12 protein-coding genes are annotated in these 18,025 nt (G+C 69.8%); 8 read left to right on the top strand and 4 right to left on the bottom strand.

Translation table 11 applies throughout. From position 1 onward, the window contains the following. Positions 1-125: 125 nt before the first annotated feature. From JL475_RS06860 to JL475_RS06850, 3 genes are all read left to right on the top strand, one after another. Entirely contained in the window at positions 126-2,906 is a 2,781-nt protein-coding gene (locus tag JL475_RS06860; RefSeq protein WP_202276430.1) for a SpoIIE family protein phosphatase, read from the top strand. Between the two features lie 51 nt (positions 2,907-2,957). Further along, positions 2,958-3,530, top strand: a complete 573-nt coding sequence (locus JL475_RS06855) for a GNAT family N-acetyltransferase (RefSeq protein ID WP_202276429.1) — start codon at positions 2,958-2,960, stop codon at positions 3,528-3,530. A gap of 86 nt (positions 3,531-3,616) precedes the next feature. Next, positions 3,617-4,801 carry a glycosyl hydrolase family 18 protein gene (locus JL475_RS06850; protein WP_202276427.1) on the top strand — a complete coding sequence of 395 codons (1,185 nt, stop codon included), beginning with the start codon at positions 3,617-3,619 and terminating at the stop codon, positions 4,799-4,801. Between the two features lie 6 nt (positions 4,802-4,807). Here the strand turns inward: JL475_RS06850 and JL475_RS06845 are convergent, their stop codons facing one another. From JL475_RS06845 to JL475_RS06830, 4 genes are read right to left on the bottom strand one after another with little or no spacing between them, the layout of a single operon-like run. Further along, positions 4,808-5,572 carry a succinate dehydrogenase/fumarate reductase iron-sulfur subunit gene (locus JL475_RS06845; RefSeq protein ID WP_202276425.1) on the bottom strand — a complete coding sequence of 255 codons (765 nt, stop codon included), beginning with the start codon at positions 5,570-5,572 and terminating at the stop codon, positions 4,808-4,810. Next, entirely contained in the window at positions 5,569-7,512 is a 1,944-nt protein-coding gene (locus JL475_RS06840) for a fumarate reductase/succinate dehydrogenase flavoprotein subunit (protein WP_202276423.1), read from the bottom strand. Before JL475_RS06840 ends, JL475_RS06845 begins: the two co-directional genes overlap by 4 nt. An 18-nt stretch (positions 7,513-7,530) precedes the next feature. After that, positions 7,531-8,367, bottom strand: a complete 837-nt coding sequence (locus tag JL475_RS06835; RefSeq protein ID WP_202276421.1) for a hypothetical protein — start codon at positions 8,365-8,367, stop codon at positions 7,531-7,533. A gap of 48 nt (positions 8,368-8,415) precedes the next feature. Next, positions 8,416-8,709 (bottom strand): hypothetical protein, encoded by a 294-nt coding sequence (locus tag JL475_RS06830; protein ID WP_202276419.1) that lies wholly within the window; start codon positions 8,707-8,709, stop codon positions 8,416-8,418. Positions 8,710-9,011: 302 nt separating this feature from the next. On the opposite strand from JL475_RS06830, the gene JL475_RS06825 reads away from it, so the two are divergent. The 5 genes from JL475_RS06825 (at position 9,012) to JL475_RS06805 (ending at position 18,021) form a co-directional block, all read left to right on the top strand. Next, positions 9,012-11,405 (top strand): ABC transporter family substrate-binding protein, encoded by a 2,394-nt coding sequence (locus JL475_RS06825; RefSeq protein WP_202276417.1) that lies wholly within the window; start codon positions 9,012-9,014, stop codon positions 11,403-11,405. A 385-nt stretch (positions 11,406-11,790) separates the two neighbouring features. After that, positions 11,791-13,707, top strand: coding sequence for a translational GTPase TypA (gene typA, locus JL475_RS06820; RefSeq protein ID WP_202276415.1), 1,917 nt, complete (start codon positions 11,791-11,793; stop codon positions 13,705-13,707). Positions 13,708-14,378: 671 nt separating this feature from the next. Then, positions 14,379-16,001: an ABC transporter substrate-binding protein gene (locus tag JL475_RS06815; RefSeq protein WP_202276413.1), complete on the top strand. Its 1,623-nt coding sequence runs from the start codon at positions 14,379-14,381 to the stop codon at positions 15,999-16,001. A gap of 132 nt (positions 16,002-16,133) precedes the next feature. Continuing rightward, the gene (locus tag JL475_RS06810) at positions 16,134-17,063 is read left to right on the top strand and encodes an ABC transporter permease (RefSeq protein ID WP_202276411.1); all 930 of its coding nucleotides are present in this window, start codon (positions 16,134-16,136) and stop codon (positions 17,061-17,063) included. Continuing rightward, a complete protein-coding gene (locus JL475_RS06805) occupies positions 17,056-18,021 on the top strand; it encodes an ABC transporter permease (RefSeq protein ID WP_202276409.1) in 966 nt (321 codons plus the stop codon). The genes JL475_RS06810 and JL475_RS06805 overlap by 8 nt, the downstream gene beginning before the upstream one ends. The last annotated feature ends 4 nt before the right edge of the window (positions 18,022-18,025 follow it).

The raw sequence follows: 18,025 nt of genomic DNA, 5'->3' as shown, positions 1-18,025 counted from the left end.
GAAAAGCATCGGGAGCGTGCTGTGATCGTGAACACCGTGTTGTGTGGCGCCGTAGTGCTGGATACTGCGGGCAGCCGCCCCCGGCGACCGGTGCCGGACGCGGTGAGCTGGAGGGGACGGTTCGCGTGAGCGAGATACCAGCGAAGGCCACGGAGTCCGAGGACCCGTCGGACGGCGCAAGGGCCGAGGCCACTGACGGCCTCACTTCCGGCGACGCCTCGTCCGGCGACGTCCCGCCCGCCGGCGCAGCGGCCGGCGTTTCTCCCGTCGAGGCGTTGGCCGCCGACGCCTCTTCCGTCACTCCTTCCGGCACCCCTCCCTCCACCGGCGCCCCGACCGTCGACGGGATGTGGCAGAGCAGCCCTCCCGGCTCCATGTACGACTACATAAAGGTCGCGTCCTTCTCCATCGGCCCCGACGGACTGGTCGACCAGTGGAGCCTGAGGGCCGAACAGCTCCTCGGCATCCCGGCGGAGCGGGCCGTCGGGATGGACCCCATCGCGGCGTTCGTCGACCCGGACCGGCGTGAGCGGGGCCAGCGCAAGATGGCCGAGATCCTTGACGGCCGGGAGTGGACCGGAGTCGTGCCCTTCCGGATCCCCGACACCGTGGACGACGAGCCCGTCCGGGAGGGGATCGCCGAGGTCTACGTCATGCCGACGCGCACCGAGGACGGCGAGAAGGCAGCCGTCTGCATCGTCGTCGACGTGCGCACCCTGCGCAGCATCGAGACCGATCTCGCCGCCTCGCAGGCCATATTCGGCCAGTCCCCTTTCGGCTTCCTGCTGATCGACCTCGACCTGCGGGTACGCCGCGCCAACCAGCGGTTCGCGTCCACCTTCGGCGGCATGCCCGACGACCACCGGGGCAAGGGTGTCCACGACTACCTGCCGCGCGCCGAGGCCGAGCGGGTGGCCGCGACCATGCGCAGGGTGCTGGAGACCGGCGAGTCCATCACGGACATGCACGTCACCGGATTCATTCCGGACGCCGACGGGCGCCGCCACTGGTCGGTCAACCTCTACCGCGTGCACAGCGGCAGCGGCCGTCCCATCGGCATCGCCTGGCTGGGAACCGACATCACCGCCCGCCGTGCCGCCGCCCGCGAGGCCGCTGCCGCACGGCGCAACCTCGCCCTGCTCAACGAGGCCGGCGCCCGGATCGGCAATTCCCTCGACCTGGAGACCACGGCCCGCGAACTCCTGGACGTGGTCGTCCCCGGCTTCTGCGACCTGGCCACCGTCGACCTCTACCAGGGGCTGCTGGTCGGCGACGAGACCCCGCCGGGACTGGCCGACGGCAGTGCGGACGTGCGCCGCGTCGCCTTCGCCAGCGCCGTCTCCGAAGCGCCGTTCAGCGTCACCGGCGAGCCCGTCAAGCTGGGTGCCGTCCACAACTACGCGTTCAACTCGCCGTGTGCGGACGCCCTGCGCACCGGCCGCCCGCGACTGGTGCCGGGCGAGGAGGGCGGGCTGGTGCGGACCACGCTCGCCGTGCCGATGGTCGCCCACGACACGGTGGTCGGGCTCGCCCAGTTCGCCCGTACCAAGGGCAGCGAGCCGTTCGGGGACCGCGACCGCGACCTCGCCGTGGAGCTGGCCGCGCGCGCCGCCGTCTGCATCGACAACGCCCGCCTCTACCGGCGCGAGCACGAACGCGCCCTGCTGCTGCAGCGGTCCCTGCTGCCGCCCGGCGACCCGGAGGCCTCCGGCCTCGACATCGCCTGCCGCTACCTGCCCGGCAGCGCGACGACCGGCCGGTCCGGCGAGGTCGGCGGCGACTGGTTCGACGTCATCGAACTGCCCGGCCACCGCACCGCGTTGGTCGTCGGGGACGTGATGGGGCGGGGGCTGCGTGCCGCGGTGGCCATGGGTGAACTGCGCAGCGCCGTCCGCACCCTGGCCCAGCTCGACCTCGAACCCGCCGAGGTGCTCTCCCATTTGGACGAGATCGTCCAGGGGCTCGGTGCCCCCGGAGGGGTCCAGCAGGCGACCCGGGCCGCCCGCCGTCCCCGGGAGGCCGACCTCTCCGAGGTCTACCTGGCGACCTGCGTCTACGCGGTCTACGACCCGGTGACCAGGCGGTGCACCTTCGCCAACGCGGGCCATCTGCCGCCGGTCCTGGTCGAACCGGGGGAGGCCGCCCTGATGCTGGACGTGCCGCCGGGCATGCCGCTCGGCGTGGGCGGGGAGCCCTTCGAGGAGGTCGAGGTCGAACTGCCCGAGGGCGCCCTGCTCGCGCTCTACACGGACGGGCTGGTCGAGAGCCGCGACCACCCCCTCGACGAGGGCCTCCAGGCCTTCGTGGGCGCCCTCACCGACCCGCCCCGCCCGTCGCCCGGCCGTCACCCCGCGACGACGGCGCCGCGCGCCGACACCCACAGGGACCTGGAGGACGTCTGCGACCACGTCCTCAACACCCTCAACACCCATCACGGCGAGGACGACATCGCGCTGCTGATGGCCAGGGTCCAGGGGCTGCCCGCCGATTCCGTCGGCGACTGGACGCTGCCGCGCGAACCCCGCAGCGTGGGCCGCGCCCGCGAGTACGCCCGCGCGCAACTGCTCGCCTGGGACCTGGAACCCCTCGTCGACACCACGGAACTCCTGGTCAGCGAGCTGGTCACCAACGCCCTGCGGTACGGCGAGGGAGAGATCAGGCTCCGCCTCCTGCTCGACCGCACCCTGGTCTGCGAGGTCTGGGACTCCGGCCTGGTCCAGCCGCGCCGCCGCCGCGCCCGCGACACCGACGAGGGCGGCCGCGGTCTCCAGCTCGTCGGCCTGCTCAGCGCGGCCTGGGGCTCCCGCCGCACCCCCCGCGGCAAGACCGTCTGGTTCGAACTCCCCCTCCCCGGCGGGGAAACCTCCCTCCCCGACCCGGCCGAAGCCCTCATGAGCCTTTTCTGACCTCGACACTTCGACACCTCGACCGACAGCCGCTCGTCTACGCTCGTCCCCATGCCCCCGATCCCGACGCCCCCGATCCCGTTACGCCTGGCAGCCGGCGCCCTCACCCTGCGGCCCTGGAGCCCGGAGGACTCCGCAGGCCTGGTCGAGCTGTTCCAGGACGAGGCGATGCGCCGCTGGACGAGCGCCGCCGTGCACGACGAGGCGAGCGCGGCGCGCTGGGTGACGGCGCAGCAGCGGGGCTGGGAGGCGGGGGACAGGTTCGCGTTCGCCGTGCGGGAGACGGGGGTTCCCGGCTCCGCTCCGCGGCTCGTCGGCCACGCCGTCCTCAAGTACGCGGCCAGGGGATCGGGTTCCGCCGAGGTGGGCTACTGGACCGCGGCGCACGCCCGCGGCCGGGGAGTGGCCCACCGGGCTCTGACGGCACTGACCGACTGGGCGTTCGCGGCCTTCACCCGGGAAGGCCTGACCCGCCTGAAGCTGGTGCACCAGGCCGACAACGTGGCGTCCTGCCGCGTCGCCGCGAAGGCCGGTTTCGCACTGACCGGTGTCCTCCCGGCGGCACCGCCCGCCTTCCCCCTGGACGGACACGTGCACGAACGGCACGCGCCCACCGCCGCCTGAAACGCAACCGCGGGCCTCCCGGCGTCGTCCTCCTCCGCAAGATCAGCCGCGCGGCCCGGACGGACCGGCGGCGGAGGGGACGCGCGATGCCGGGCACGGAGTCCACGAAGTCCACTGAACCCACGGAGCCCACTGAACCCACGGAGCCCACTGAACCCACGGAGCCCACTGAACCCACGGAGCCCACTGGACCCGCGGAGTCGGCCGCACCCCGATCCGCTGACGCGGAGCACACCCGGGACCGGCCGGGGGACCGGCCCCGGAGCTGGAAGCGCCGACTCATGTGGACCGCGCTCGCGGTCGTGCTCGTCGTCCTGGTGCCGCTGCTGACCGTCGGGGCGGTGTTACGGGTCAACTTCGCCGGCGACCCCGCCGACGGGACGTACACCCGGGACCGGGACGCCCTCTGGCTCGGGCACGCCTGGGTCGACGGGCGGAAGAAGGACGCCGACGTCACCGCGCTGGCCCGTCGGCTCGACGGCACCGGCATCCGCGACCTGTACGTCCACACGGGACCCATGGAGCACGACGGCACCCTGCCCGAGTCCCTGTACCCCGAGGCCGGCTGGCTGATCGACGCCGTGCACCGCGAGCTGCCCGGCGTCCGCGTCCAGGCCTTCCTCGGCGACGTCCTCGCCACCGAGGGCCCCGACGGCATGCGCCTGGAACGCACTGCCACCCGCGCCGCCGTCGTCCGCAGCGCCGGTCAGGTCCTGGACGTGGGCTACGACGGCGTCCACCTCGACCTGGAGCCCCTGCACTCCGGCGACCGGGACTACCTCTCCCTCCTGGACGACCTGCGCGCCGTCACCCGTGCCCGGGACGCGCAACTGTCCGTGGCCGCCCACCAGATCGATCCGCTGCCGGCCCTCCACACCGTCGCCGGTCTCTTCGCCGAGCACCCCAAGTGGTGGTCCCAGGAGTTCTTCGGCCAGGTCGCCCGGCGCGTCGACCAGATCGCCGTGATGTCGTACGACACGGCGCAGCCGCTGGAGAGCACCTACGGCGGTTACGTGGCCCTGCAGACCTCCCTCGCCCTGGAGGTCACCCCGCCCACCACCCATCTGCTGATGGGCCTGCCCTTCTACCACGAGAGCAACTTCAGCCACTGGGGCCATGCCGAGACCGTCGCCGCCGCCGTGCGCGGCGTCCGCCTCGGCCTCTCCCGCACGGACGCCGACCGGAAGCTCTTCGGTGTCGCCCCGTACATCGACTTCGCGGCGACGGAGACGAACTGGGACGAGTACCGGGAGGGCTGGGTGACCCCCTGACGACCCCTAACGCCGCCTGATCTTCGACCCCAGCCACACCAGCGGGTCGTACTTGCGGTCGACCGCCCGTTCCTTCAGCGGGATCAGCGCGTTGTCCGTGATCCGGATGCCCTCGGGGCACACCTCCGTGCAGCACTTGGTGATGTTGCAGTAGCCGAGCCCGTGCTCGTCCTGGGCCGTGGCCCTGCGGTCCAGGCCGGTGTCCTCGGCGGCGTCCAGCGGATGCATGTCCAGCTCCGCCACCCGCATCAGGAACCGCGGCCCCGCGAACGCCCGCTTGTTCTCCTCGTGGTCGCGGACCACATGGCAGACGTCCTGGCACAGGAAGCACTCGATGCACTTGCGGAACTCCTGGGAGCGTTCCACGTCCTCCTGCGTCATCCGGTACTCGCCGGGCCCGAGGCCCTCCGGCGGTACGAAGGCCGGCACCCGGCGGGCCTTCGTGTAGTTGAAGCCGACGTCGGTCACCAGGTCGCGGATCACCGGGAAGGCCCGCAGCGGGGTCACCGTGATCGTCTCGTCCCGGTCGAACACCGACATCCGGGTCATGCACAGCAGCCGGGGACGCCCGTTGACCTCAGCCGAGCACGAACCGCACTTGCCGGCCTTGCAGTTCCAGCGCACGGCCAGGTCGGGGGCCTGGGTGGCCTGGAGCCGGTGGACGATGTCGAGGACCACCTCGCCGTCGTTCACCTCGACCCGGAAGTCCTCCAGGCCACCGCCCTCGACATCCCCCCGCCACACCTTGAAGCGGGCCTCGTAGCTGCTCACTCGTAGAGCTCCTCTTCGGCGAGGTACTTGACCAGCTCCTCCTTCTCGAAGAGGGCGAGCAGGTCGGGGCGGATGGGTTCGGTGGTCTCACGGGTCAGGGTGATCTGGCCGCGCTCCGGGGCGGTGGCCGCGATGCCGCCGGTGGGATCGGTCATCGCGCACAGCAGATTGACGTTGCGCCAGGCGCGTTCCATCTCGGAGTGGTCCTCGCGGGTGTGCCCGCCGCGCGACTCGGTGCGCTCCCGCGCGGCCCGTGCCACACACTCGCTGACCAGCAGCATGTTCCGCAGGTCCAGGGCGAGGTGCCAGCCCGGGTTGAACTGCCGGTGCCCCTCGACCCCGGCCCGGCGCGCCCGTACCCGCAGCTCGGCGAGCTTGTGCAGGGCCTCCTCCATCTCGTGCTCCCGGCGGATGATGCCGACCAGGTCGTTCATCGTCTGCTGGAGTTCCTGGTGCAGGGTGTACGGGTTCTCCGGAGCGGTCGCCGGGCCCTTCGCCGGTTCCCCGGCCTCGGCGGAGAAGGGGCGCAGGGCCTCCGCCGCCGCGGCGTCGACCTGGGCGTCGTCCACCCGGGGCCGCTCGGCGGTGTACGCCCCCGCGTGTTCGGCCGCGTGCAGGCCCGCCCGGCGCCCGAACACCAGCAGGTCGGACAGGGAGTTCCCGCCCAGCCGGTTGGAGCCGTGCATCCCGCCGGCCACCTCGCCGGCCGCGAACAGCCCCGGCACCCCGCGTGTCGCCGCCGTCTCGGAGTCGACGGCGATGCCGCCCATCACGTAGTGGCAGGTCGGGCCGACCTCCATCGCCTCCGCCGTGATGTCGACGTCCGCCAGCTCCTTGAACTGGTGGTACATCGACGGCAGCCGGCGCTTGATGACGTCGGCGGGCATCCGGGTGGACACGTCCAGGAAGACCCCGCCGTGCGGGGAGCCGCGGCCCGCCTTCACCTCGGCGTTGATCGCGCGGGCGACCTCGTCGCGGGGGAGCAGTTCGGGGGGACGCCGGTTGCGGTCCGGGTCGTCGTACCAGCGGTCGCCCTCCTCCTCGGACTCGGCGTACTTCTCCTTGAAGACGTCCGGCACGTAGTCGAACATGAACCGCTTGCCCTCGGAGTTGCGCAGCACCCCGCCGTCGCCGCGCACCGACTCGGTGACCAGGATGCCCTTCACCGACGGCGGCCAGACCATGCCCGTCGGATGGAACTGCACGAACTCCATGTTGAGCAGCGGGGCCCCGGCCAGCAACGCCAGCGCGTGGCCGTCCCCGGTGTACTCCCACGAGTTCGACGTCACCTTGAACGACTTGCCGATGCCGCCCGTCGCGAGGACCACGGCGGGCGCCTCCAGCACGAAGAAACGGCCGGACTCCCGCTCGTAGCCGAAGACGCCGGAAACGTGGGAGCCGTCCTTGAGGACGCGGGTGACCGTGCACTCCTGGAAGACTTTCAGCCGGGACTCGTACTCCCCGGTCTCCCGGAAGTCCTCCTGCTGGAGCGCGACGATCTTCTGCTGGAGGGTGCGGATCAGCTCCAGGCCGGTGCGGTCGCCGACGTGGGCGAGGCGGGGGTACTCGTGGCCGCCGAAGTTGCGCTGTGAGATCCGGCCGTCCTCCGTCCGGTCGAACAGCGCTCCCCAGGTCTCCAGCTCCCACACCCGCTGCGGTGCCTCCTGGGCGTGCAGCTCGGCCATCCGCCACTGGTTGAGGAACTTCCCGCCGCGCATGGTGTCGCGGAAGTGGACCTGCCAGGTGTCGTGCTCGTTGGCGTTGGCCATGGCGGCGGCGATGCCGCCCTCGGCCATCACGGTGTGCGCCTTGCCGAACAGCGACTTGCAGATCACCGCCGTACGCGCACCCCGCTCGCGTGCCTCGATGGCGGCGCGCAGCCCGGCGCCGCCCGCACCGACCACGACGACGTCCCATTCCTGCCGGTCGACCACGGTCATCTCAAAAGGCCCCACTCATCAGAAGAAGCGCGGATCGTCGAAGGCGCCGGACGCGAGGAGATAGACGTAGAAGTCGGCGACCGCCACGCTCACCAGCGACGCCCAGGCGAGTTGCATGTGCCGGGCGTTCAGCCGGCTCACCCACTGCCACATCCGGTAGCGCACGGGATGCTTCGAGAAGTGCTTGAGCTTTCCGCCGACGATGTGCCGGCAGGAGTGACAGGAGATGGTGTAAAGCCAGATCAGCGTGATGTTGACCAGGAAGACGAGGGTGCCGAGCCCCATGTGGCCCCACGCGTAGTGCTCGTCGCGGAAGGCGAGGACGGCGTCGTAGGTCAGCACCCCGGCGACCAGGAGCGCCGCGTAGAAGAAGTACCGGTGGACGTTCTGCAGGATCAGCGGGAAGCGGGTCTCCCCGGAGTACTTCTTGTGCGGCTCGGCCACCGCGCAGGCCGGCGGGGCGGCCCAGAAGCCCCGGTAGTAGGCCTTGCGGTAGTAGTAGCAGGTCAGGCGGAAGCCGAGCGGGAAGACCAGGATGATGATCGCCGGTGAGATGCCCCACCAGCCGCCGAACAGCTCCCAGTTGGGTCCGGCGCGCATCGTCTCGCAGTTCTCCGCGAGGCACGGGGAGTAGAACGGCGAGACGTACGGCGCCGCGTAGTAGTCGGCGTTCGCGAAGGCCCGCCAGGTCGAGTAGACGACGAAGGCGAGCAGACCGGCCGCGGTGGCGGCCGGGGCCAGCCACCAGCGGTCGGTCCGCAGATGCGGAGCGGCGATCGCGGCGCGGCTACCGGCGCGCACGCCGGTACGTCGGGGGTGGGGTTCGGTGGCAGGGGGTTCCGTACCAGTGGCCACTTGTCCGCTCCGGTAGGGGTCAGGGGGCACTGCGGGTCCGGTGGGGGGTCAGGGGGCGCGGCGGTCGCGGACGCCGAGGCCCTCGTCGTCCGAGTCCACCCACAGGGAGGGGTCGTACGGCGTGTCGGAGATGGTGACGAGGTCGGGCCGCTTCGGCGCGGTGGTCCCGGTCGTGGCCGTCTCCCGCAGCAGCGCGACGCTCTCCCGCAGATGGTTGGTGTCGGATCGGACGCGGCGCATCTCCAGGCCGCCGCTGCCGAGCTGTTTCTCCAGGCGTCCCACCGACCGGATCAGGTCGTCGAGGCTGCGCTGGACGGATGCCAGTTCGTCGTGCACGGACATGACTTGCCCTCACTTCCCGCGGGTCCTTCATGGTCCTTCAGGCCCAAGGCGGCAACGTTCATGCGCCTGCGAGTGTCGCGCGTCACACCTTGCGCTGTGAAGGGATGTGCACCGATTGGCCGAGGCGCAGGGGTGCATCGTGCGGTGCGCTACGTCGTACGGGTGAGCTTCCCGCCCGTGGTCGCCGTGTCGCTCTCGGTTGCCGAACCCTTTCCTCTTCAGTGGCCGCATACATCAGATGAACACTAAAAATGCTAGCAAAAGTGATCATAACGCCCGCGGCTTCCCGGAGGTAACCAGAGATGTCCCACGACGGCGTCGCCCCGCGCGCGGTCATGCGCTCGGTCGTCTTCCTCACCGCGGGCGCTCTCGTGGTGCCCGCTCTGGCCGGATGCAGTTCCGAGGACCCGGCCGGCCTGCCTCTCGCCGCGGGGGACGTCGCACGCGCCGACCGCACGGCGATCGCCGACGGCGGCACCCTGCGCTGGGCGGTGGACACCGTCCCGGACACCCTGAACACCTTCCAGTCGGACGCCGACGCCACCACCACCCGGATCGCGCAGGCCGTCCTGCCGTCGATGTACCGGATGGACGACCGGGGACGCCCGGTGCGCAACGCCGACTACCTGGAGTCCGCCGAGGTCGTCGAGACCGAGCCCAAGCAGGTCGTCCTCTACCGGCTCAACCAGCAGGCCGTCTGGAGCGACGGCCGGGAGATCGGCGCAGCCGACTTCGCCGCCCAGTGGCGTGCCCTGTCCGGCGAGGACACCGCCTACTGGACCGCCCGCAACGCCGGCTACGACCGCATCGAGAAGATCGAGCGCGGCAAGAACGACCTGGAGGTCAAGGTCACCTTCAGTCGCCCCTACGCCGACTGGAAGTCCCTGTTCACACCGCTGTACCCGAAGGACGTCATGGGCGCCCCGGACTCCTTCAACGACGGGGCCCGCAAGAAGCTGAAGGTCACCGCCGGCCCGTTCAAGGTGAAGAAGGTCGACCGCAAGGGCGAGGAGGTCACCCTCACCCGCAATGCCCGCTGGTGGGGCGAGCCGGCCCGGCTCTCGACGATCGTGCTGCGCGCGGTGCCCCGCGACGAACGGATCGCCGCGCTCACCGCCGGCACCCTGGACCTGGCCGAGATCGACGCCACCGGCGCCCGCCGCATCGTCGCCGCCGGCCCGCGGGGCGAAAGCGCACGCGGGAGCGGGGAGGGCGGCGAGCAGGAGAGCGAGCGGGACGGGAAGGGAGGGGCCGAACGGGTGAGTGCGCCCCTGGCGGGGCCCCTCGGTGCCGGTAGGTCCGCCGCCCACGCCCTGCGCTCCTGGGCCGTCGCGAACGGCTCCGACGAGGACGCCGCGGACGAGGAGATCTCCGCCCGCGAGCAGCGGCGCGAGGCCGCCGCGACGCACGCGCGTCGGCAGAAGGCCCTCAGCGGGTTCGAGGTGCGCAAGTCGCTGGAGCCCGCCTACACCCAGCTCGCCCTCAACGGCGACGAAGGCCCGCTCGCCGACGAGCGGGTCCGCCGTGCCGTGGCCCGTGCCCTGGACCGGGAGGCCCTGGCGAAGGCGGTCCTCGAGCCGCTCGACCTGCCCGCCGAGCCCGTCGGCAGTCACGTCGCGCTGTCCGGGCAGGCCGCCTACGCCGACGGGAGCGGCGCCCTCGGCGCCCAGGACACCGCGGAGGCGCGCGCCCTGCTCGCGGACGCCGGCTGGGTGCCGGGGGGCCCGGTCGACCAGGAGAAGGACGAGAAGGACGAGAAGGAGGAGAAAGCCGAGAAAACCGAGAAGGAGGAGAAGGACGAGAAGGACGAGAAGAAGGGGGACGAGGAAGAAGAGGACGGCGAGGAGGCGGCCGGTGCGGAGGGCAAGAAGGCCGGGTCGTCCGACAAGCGCTCCAAGAGCGGGTCGAAGGACGACGACACGTACATCGTCGGCGAGGAGGGCGCGGCGGACGACGACAAGAGCGGTGCCGACGGCACCGCGGAGCACCTCGCGCAGGACGGCACCGAGCACACACAGCTGCACCGGGGCGGTGCCCCCGGCGCCTACGCCCCCAAGGGCACCGCCGCCCCCGCCCAGGCGGAGAACGCCCCGCTCGCCAAGGACGGCAAGGCGCTCACGCTCGACTTCGTGCTCCCCTCCGGGCCCGGCTCACAGACTCTGGGCGTCGTGGCCGACCGGATCACGCGGATGCTGGAGCGGGTCGGTATCCGCACCGACATCTCCACGGTCGACGACGAGAGCTATTTCACGGACCACATCGCCGCCGGTGAGTACGACCTCGCCCTCTACTCCTGGCCCGCGACCGCCTTTCCCGCCACCGACGCCCGCCCGGTCTACGCCAAGCCGGTCCCGGCCGCCGACGGCTCGCTGAACGTCGGGCAGAACTACACCCGTGTCGGCACCGACCAGGTCGACCAGCTCTTCGACCAGGCCCTCACGACGCTCAACGACGCGAAACGTGCCGAGCTGCTCCGCAAGGCCGACTCCCGCATCTGGGCGGCGGCCGGTTCGATCCCCCTCTACCAGCGCCCCCAGCTCACCGCGGCCCGGAAGGACCTGGCCAACGCGGGCGCCTTCGGTTTCCGCACCCCCGTCTACGAGGACATGGGCTTCCTGAAGAAGAGCGCGCGGGGCCCGGCCGGGACACCGGTGGAGAAGACAAGGAAGCCTTCGGGCTCCTCCTCGGCGCGGTAGTCCCGGTCACCGGGCCGACGTGAGGCAGATCTCGGCACTTTTTCCGCACTCCCCGCCCCCGGCGGAGCGGCCACCGCGGGTGGCCCGCGGACGGGGCGGGCGCCGGGGACGGCCTCCCGTCCTGCTGAACTGGGGTGAGGCCGGACCACGGGGTTCTTGACGGGGCCCGCGTCGTGGGCCCCGGGCCGCCCGTGCGCGCGGGGAGCGGCCACGACGAGGGGAAGGCCACCGGCCCCTCGAGGCACCCCGGCGGAGGAGGCGCGAGTGTCCGGTTCCATGGGCCCGTAACATGGGGAGAGGCCGTGGCGTGTTCAGCCCGGCAGGGCCCGCGCACCACAGCCGTCTGCGCAGGGCGCTTCTCACCATTTCGGGAGTACGCCAACCCATGGCTTCGTCCATCCAGCGTCACGACATCCGCAACGTCGCCATCGTCGCTCACGTCGACCACGGCAAGACCACCATCGTCGACGGCATGCTCAAGCAGGCAGGTGCCTTCGCCGCCCACCAGCTCGACCAGGTCGACGAGCGCATGATGGACTCCGGCGACCTGGAGCGTGAGAAGGGCATCACGATCCTCGCCAAGAACACGGCGGTGAAGTACCACCCCAAGGACGGCGGGGACCCGATCACGATCAACATCATCGACACCCCCGGCCACGCCGACTTCGGTGGTGAGGTCGAGCGCGCCCTGTCGATGGTCGACGGTGTCGTGCTGCTCGTCGACTCCTCCGAGGGTCCGCTGCCGCAGACCCGCTTCGTGCTGCGCAAGGCGCTCCAGGCGAAGCTGCCGATCATCCTGTGCATCAACAAGACGGACCGGCCGGACTCCCGTATCGACGAGGTCGTCAACGAGGCCTACGACCTCTTCCTCGACCTGGACGCCGACGAGGACCAGATCGAGTTCCCGATCGTCTACGCCTGCGGCCGGGACGGCATCGCCTCCCTGACCAAGCCGGCGGACGGCACGGTCCCGACCGACTCCGACTCCCTGGAGCCGTTCTTCTCCACCATCCTGCAGCACATCCCGGCCCCCACCTATGAGGAGGGCGCCCCGCTCCAGGCCCACGTCACCAACCTCGACGCCGACAACTTCCTCGGCCGGATCGCCCTGCTCCGCGTCCACCAGGGCGAGCTGAAGAAGGGCCAGACGGTCGCCTGGATGAAGCGCGACGGGTCCGTGCAGAACGTGCGGATCTCCGAGCTGATGATGACCGAGGCGCTCACCCGCAAGCCCGCCGAGAAGGCCGGCCCCGGTGACATCTGCGCGGTCGCCGGCATCCCGGACATCATGATCGGTGAGACCCTGGCCGACCCGGAGAACCCGGTTCCGCTGCCGCTGATCATGGTGGACGAGCCCGCGATCTCCATGACCATCGGCACCAACACCTCGCCGCTGGTCGGCCGCGGCGGCACCGGCAAGGGCGCCGACGCGAAGGCGGCCGTGAAGGACCGCAAGGTCACCGCCCGCCAGGTCAAGGACCGCCTGGACCGCGAGCTGATCGGCAACGTCTCGCTGCGCGTCCTGGACACTGGCCGTCCCGACGCCTGGGAGGTGCAGGGCCGGGGCGAACTGGCGCTGGCGATCCTGGTCGAGCAGATGCGCCGTGAGGGCTTCGAGCTCACCATCGGCAAGCCGCAGGTGGTCACCCGGGAGATCGACGGCAAGGTGCACGAGCCCGTCGAGCGGATGACGATCGACGTGCCCGAGGAGCACATGGGCGCGGTCACGCAGCTCATGGGCGTCCGCAAGGGCCGCATGGACAACATGTCGAACCACGGCTCCGGCTGGGTGCGCCTGGAGTTCGTGGTGCCCTCGCGCGGCCTGATCGGCTTCCGTACCGAGTTCCTCACCCAGACCCGGGGCACCGGCATCGCGCACTCCATCCACGAGGGCCACGAGCCCTGGTTCGGGCCGCTCACGACCCGTAACAACGGCTCCCTGGTCGCCGACCGCGCCGGCGCGGTCACCGCGTTCGCGATGACCAACCTGCAGGAGCGCGGTGTGCTGTTCACCGAGCCCGGCACCGAGGTGTACGAGGGCATGATCGTCGGCGAGAACTCCCGCTCCGACGACATGGACGTCAACATCACCAAGGAGAAGAAGCTCACCAACATGCGGTCGTCCTCGGCCGATTCGTTCGAGGCGATCGTCCCGCCGCGCAAGCTGTCGCTCGAGCAGTCCCTGGAGTTCTGCCGGGACGACGAGTGCGTCGAGGTGACCCCGGAGTCCATCCGCATCCGCAAGGTGAACCTGGACGGCCGTGAGCGCGCCCGCGCCGCGAGCCGCGCCAAGCACGGCTGACCCCGGCCGCACACCGCACCCGCAAGAACGGCGCCGGGCACCCCTTATCGCAGGGGTGCCCGGCGCCGTTCTTGTGCGTGCCGGAATCGCGTTCCGGAATCTCAGAAGAGAAAGGTAGGGATAACCCTCGATCTGGCCGGGAGGCGTCCCTGAACTGGCTGACTCCCACTACTCTGCTCTGGAAGCGGACCGGTGCGACGGCCCACGCGCCCCATCACATCCGGGGAAAAGCGAAAGCCGCGCCTCGTCGGCCAAAGGCCTTGCCGCCCAAGCGCGTTGAGCGCACGGCAGCCCTGAAGGGCAGCCTGCACGGAGGCCACGCTACCCGCAACGGGTTTTCCTTACATTGCCGTCCGATATGCGGACACGCACCCCCGATAGATGTGTAACAAGTCCGTTTCGCAGGGATCTTTCACCAAACCCTTTGTCCGGATTTTGGAAGATGTAGGCATCAGCTGTGATCGAACCGAGACCTCGTGGGTGTGGTTCGGTCCTGGCACATGGCAGATAGTTAGGCGCGTAGAGCTCGGACGAACGGGTCACGCGCTGAAGGCGCCGACTCACGAGCGCGGGGGCACTTGACGATCTCCGACACCGGCGACGGGCGGTGGACGGTGACATGTCGGGTGCTCCTCTTTGCGGTGAACCAATGGACTCATGAGGAGGAACCCATGCGCGGTGCCAAGAGCGCCAAGTGGGTCGCGGGTGCGATAGTCGTGGCTCTGGCTGCCACTGCCTGCGGAGGCGGCAGCGACAGCGGCGACAACGAGGGGAAGGGCAAGGGCCCCGGCCCCGCCGGCTACGTCTCGATCGACGTCGGCGAGCCGCAGAAGCCGCTGATGCCGGCCGACACCAACGAGTCCAACGGCGCCTACGTGATCCGGTCGCTGTTCACCCAGCTGCTCGACTTCGACGCCAAGGGCGAGCTCGTCTACACCAACGCCGAGTCCGTCGAGACCGAGGACTCGAAGAACTGGACGGTCAAGCTCAAGAAGGGCTGGAAGTTCCACAACGGCGAGGAAGTCACGGCGAAGTCGTACGTCGACGCCTGGAACTGGTACGCCAACATCAAGAACAACCAGCAGAACTCCTTCTGGTTCTCGGACATCAAGGGCTACGCCGACGTCCACCCGGAGAAGGGTGAGCCGAAGGCCGACGCGATGTCCGGTCTGAAGATCGTGGACGACCACACCTTCACGATCGAGCTGAACGAGCGCGTCCCGTACTTCAACTACAAGCTGGGGTACACCACCTGGGCGCCGATGCCCAAGGTCTTCTTCGACGACCCGAAGGCCTTCGGCCAGAAGCCGGTCGGCAACGGTCCCTACGAGTTCGAGAAGTGGGACCACAAGAAGCTCATCCAGGTCAAGGCGTACGCGGACTACCAGGGTCCGAACAAGGCCCAGAACAAGGGCATCCAGTTCAAGAACTACTCGACCGTCGAGGCCGCCTACCGGGACGTCGTCTCCGGCAACCTGGACATCATCCGCCAGGTCGGCCCGACGGACCTGCCGAAGTACAAGTCGGACCTCGGTGACGGCGCCATCGAGCAGCCGTACGCGGCCATCCAGACGCTGGTGCCGGCGTTCTACACCAAGACGTTCAAGGACATCGACCCCAAGGTGCTTCAGGGTCTGTCCATGGCGATCGACCGTGACACGATCACCAAGACCGTCCTGAACAACACCCGTACGCCGGCGACGAGCTTCACCCCGCCGGAGGTCAAGGGCAACCAGTCGCTGGACACCGACGTGTTCACGTACAACCCGGAGAAGGCCAAGAAGCTCATCAAGGACGGCGGCGGCGTCCCGGGCAACAAGTTCTCCATCCAGTACAACAGTGACGGCGGCCACAAGGAGTGGGTGACCGCGGTCTGCGAGTCCATCCGCAAGGCCACCGGCGTCGACTGCGTCGGCGACGCGAAGCCGGACTTCCCCACGGACCTCGAGGCCCGTGACAACAACCAGGTCAAGGGCATGTACCGCGGTGGCTGGGTGGCCGACTACCCGGTCAACGTGAACTTCATCAAGGAGCTCTACCACTCCAAGGCCGAGTCCAACAACGGTCGTTTCTCCAACAAGGAGATCGACGGTCTGATGGCCGAGGGTGACAAGGCGGAGTCCCTGGAAGAGGCCGTGAAGGCCTACCAGGAGGTCGAGAAGAAGCTCCTCGAGAAGATGCCGGCCATCCCGCTCTGGTACTACCGCATCAACGGCGGCCACGGTGAAGCGGTCGACAACGTCAGCGTCGACTACCACGGTGACATCACGCTCACCGAGGTCACCGTCAAGTAAGGAGGCCCTGGGCCTCAACACTCTCGGCCGTTGCCCGTCACCGCCGGTTTCCGGCGGTGACGGGGGGTCGACCGGGGCCGTTCCCTCATGGACGGCCCCTTCGGCCGTAGCACACCCCTCACGGAGGCACGCATGGGGCGTTATGTCGTACGACGACTGCTCCAGATGATCCCGGTATTCATCGGGTCAACCTTGTTGATCTTCCTCATGATGTACGCCCTGCCCGGCGATCCCGTCAGGGCCCTCATGGGAGATCAGGCGTTCGATCCCGCGGTCGTCGCCAACATCAGAAAGGACCTCGGGCTCGACCTGCCCATTTGGCAGCAGTACGCCAACTACCTGGGCGGTCTGGTGCAGGGCGACTTCGGTACGGAGATCGTCAGTCAGCGTCCCGTCGCCGACATCATCGCCGACGCGTTCCCGGTCACCATCCGGCTCACGCTGTTCGCGTTCGCCTTCACGGTCCTCGTCGGTATCGGCCTCGGTATCGTCGCCGGTCTGCGCCCGAACACGCTGCAGGACCGCGGACTGCTGGCGCTGACCCTGGTCCTCATCTCGATGCCGTCCTTCGTGCTGGGCTTCCTGATGCAGTACCTGTTCGCCTTCCAGTGGCAGCTCATCCAGCCCAACGTGCGTGACTCCGAGAACTTCGGCGAACTCCTGCTGCCCGCCATCGTGCTGGGCTCCCTCTCGCTCGCCTACGTCGCGCGACTGACGCGTACGTCGATGGCGGAGAACCTGCGTGCCGACTACATGCGCACGGCGGTCGCCAAGGGCCTGCCGAAGCGCCGTATCGTCGGCGTCCACCTGATGCGCAACTCGCTCATCCCGGTGGTCACCTTCCTCGGTACCGACATCGGCAACCTGATGACCGGCGCCATCGTCACCGAGGGCATCTTCAACGTGAAGGGTGTCGGCAACGCCGTCTTCGAGGCGCTCCTCCGCCGCGAGGGTGCGACCGTCGTCGGCATCGCCTCACTGATCGTTCTGGTGTACCTCGCCACCAGCCTGCTCGTCGACCTGCTGTACGCGGTCCTGGACCCGAGGATCCGGTATGCCTGAGAAGACCGCCGAACCCGAGAAGACCCTCGACGGGAAGACGACCGCCGCGGTCCCCGTGCCGGCCGCCGCCGTCGAAGCGGGCCCCGCGCCCGACAAGGCGCGCAGCCTGTGGAGCGATGCCTGGTACGACCTGCGGCGTCAGCCCATGTTCCTGGTCTCCTCCGTGCTCATCCTGCTGCTCCTGGTCATGTCGTTCGCGCCGGGTCTGTTCACCAGCGCCTCACCGCGCGACGCGGACCTGGCGGCCCACTACCTGCAGCCGCCGAACTGGAGCCACTTCTTCGCCGAGGACTGGCTCGGCTACGACGGCCAGGGCCGCTCGATCTACGCGCGCATCATCCACGGTGCCCGCGCCTCGATCATGGTCGGTGTCGGCGTGACCATCCTGGTGACCGTGTTCGGCACGCTCATGGGCATGATCGCCGGTTACTTCGGAGGCTGGCTCGACAGCCTGCTGTCCCGCCTCACCGACGTCTTCTTCGGCATCCCCTTCCTGCTGGGTGCCCTGGTCATCCTGACGACGTTCGAGCAGCGCAGTGTCCCGGTCGTGATCCTGGCTCTGGCCTTCCTCGGCTGGACCCAGATCGCCCGTGTCGCCCGCGGTGCGGTGATCACCGTCAAGCAGTCGGACTACGTCGTCGCCGCCAAGGCGCTGGGCGCGTCCACCAGCCGCATCATGTTCCGGCACATCCTGCCGAACGCCGTCGCGCCCATCATCGTCGTCGCGACCATCGCACTGGGCGGATACATCGCGGCCGAGGCCACGCTGTCCTTCCTCGGTGTCGGTCTCGAAGAGCCGACCGTGTCGTGGGGCGTCGACGTGTCGCTCGGCCGCACGCAGCTGCGCAACGCGCCGTTCACGCTGATCATCCCCTCGGTGATGGTGTCGATCACGGTGCTCTCGTTCCTCATGTTCGGCGATGCGGTACGCAACGCCCTCGACCCCAAGCTGCGCTGAGGGA

It is taken from the genome of Streptomyces sp. M2CJ-2 (assembly GCF_016757295.1).
In the GTDB taxonomy this organism is placed as follows: Bacteria; Actinomycetota; Actinomycetes; order Streptomycetales; family Streptomycetaceae; genus Streptomyces.
Note: the sequence above shows the minus strand (reverse complement) of the source record. Positions and strands in the feature narration are given on the sequence as shown.

Excerpts from the sequence above, each read along its gene's own strand:
- JL475_RS06855 (WP_202276429.1), top strand. The coding sequence starts at position 2,958 with ATGCCCCCGATCCCGACGCCCCCGATCCCGTTACGCCTGGCAGCCGGC.
- typA (WP_202276415.1), top strand. The coding sequence starts at position 11,791 with ATGGCTTCGTCCATCCAGCGTCACGACATCCGCAACGTCGCCATCGTC.
- JL475_RS06810 (WP_202276411.1), top strand. The coding sequence starts at position 16,134 with ATGGGGCGTTATGTCGTACGACGACTGCTCCAGATGATCCCGGTATTC.
- JL475_RS06815 (WP_202276413.1), top strand. The coding sequence starts at position 14,379 with ATGCGCGGTGCCAAGAGCGCCAAGTGGGTCGCGGGTGCGATAGTCGTG.
- JL475_RS06825 (WP_202276417.1), top strand. The coding sequence starts at position 9,012 with ATGTCCCACGACGGCGTCGCCCCGCGCGCGGTCATGCGCTCGGTCGTC.
- JL475_RS06805 (WP_202276409.1), top strand. The coding sequence starts at position 17,056 with ATGCCTGAGAAGACCGCCGAACCCGAGAAGACCCTCGACGGGAAGACG.
- JL475_RS06830 (WP_202276419.1), bottom strand. The coding sequence starts at position 8,709 with ATGTCCGTGCACGACGAACTGGCATCCGTCCAGCGCAGCCTCGACGAC.
- JL475_RS06850 (WP_202276427.1), top strand. The coding sequence starts at position 3,617 with ATGCCGGGCACGGAGTCCACGAAGTCCACTGAACCCACGGAGCCCACT.
- JL475_RS06840 (WP_202276423.1), bottom strand. The coding sequence starts at position 7,512 with ATGACCGTGGTCGACCGGCAGGAATGGGACGTCGTCGTGGTCGGTGCG.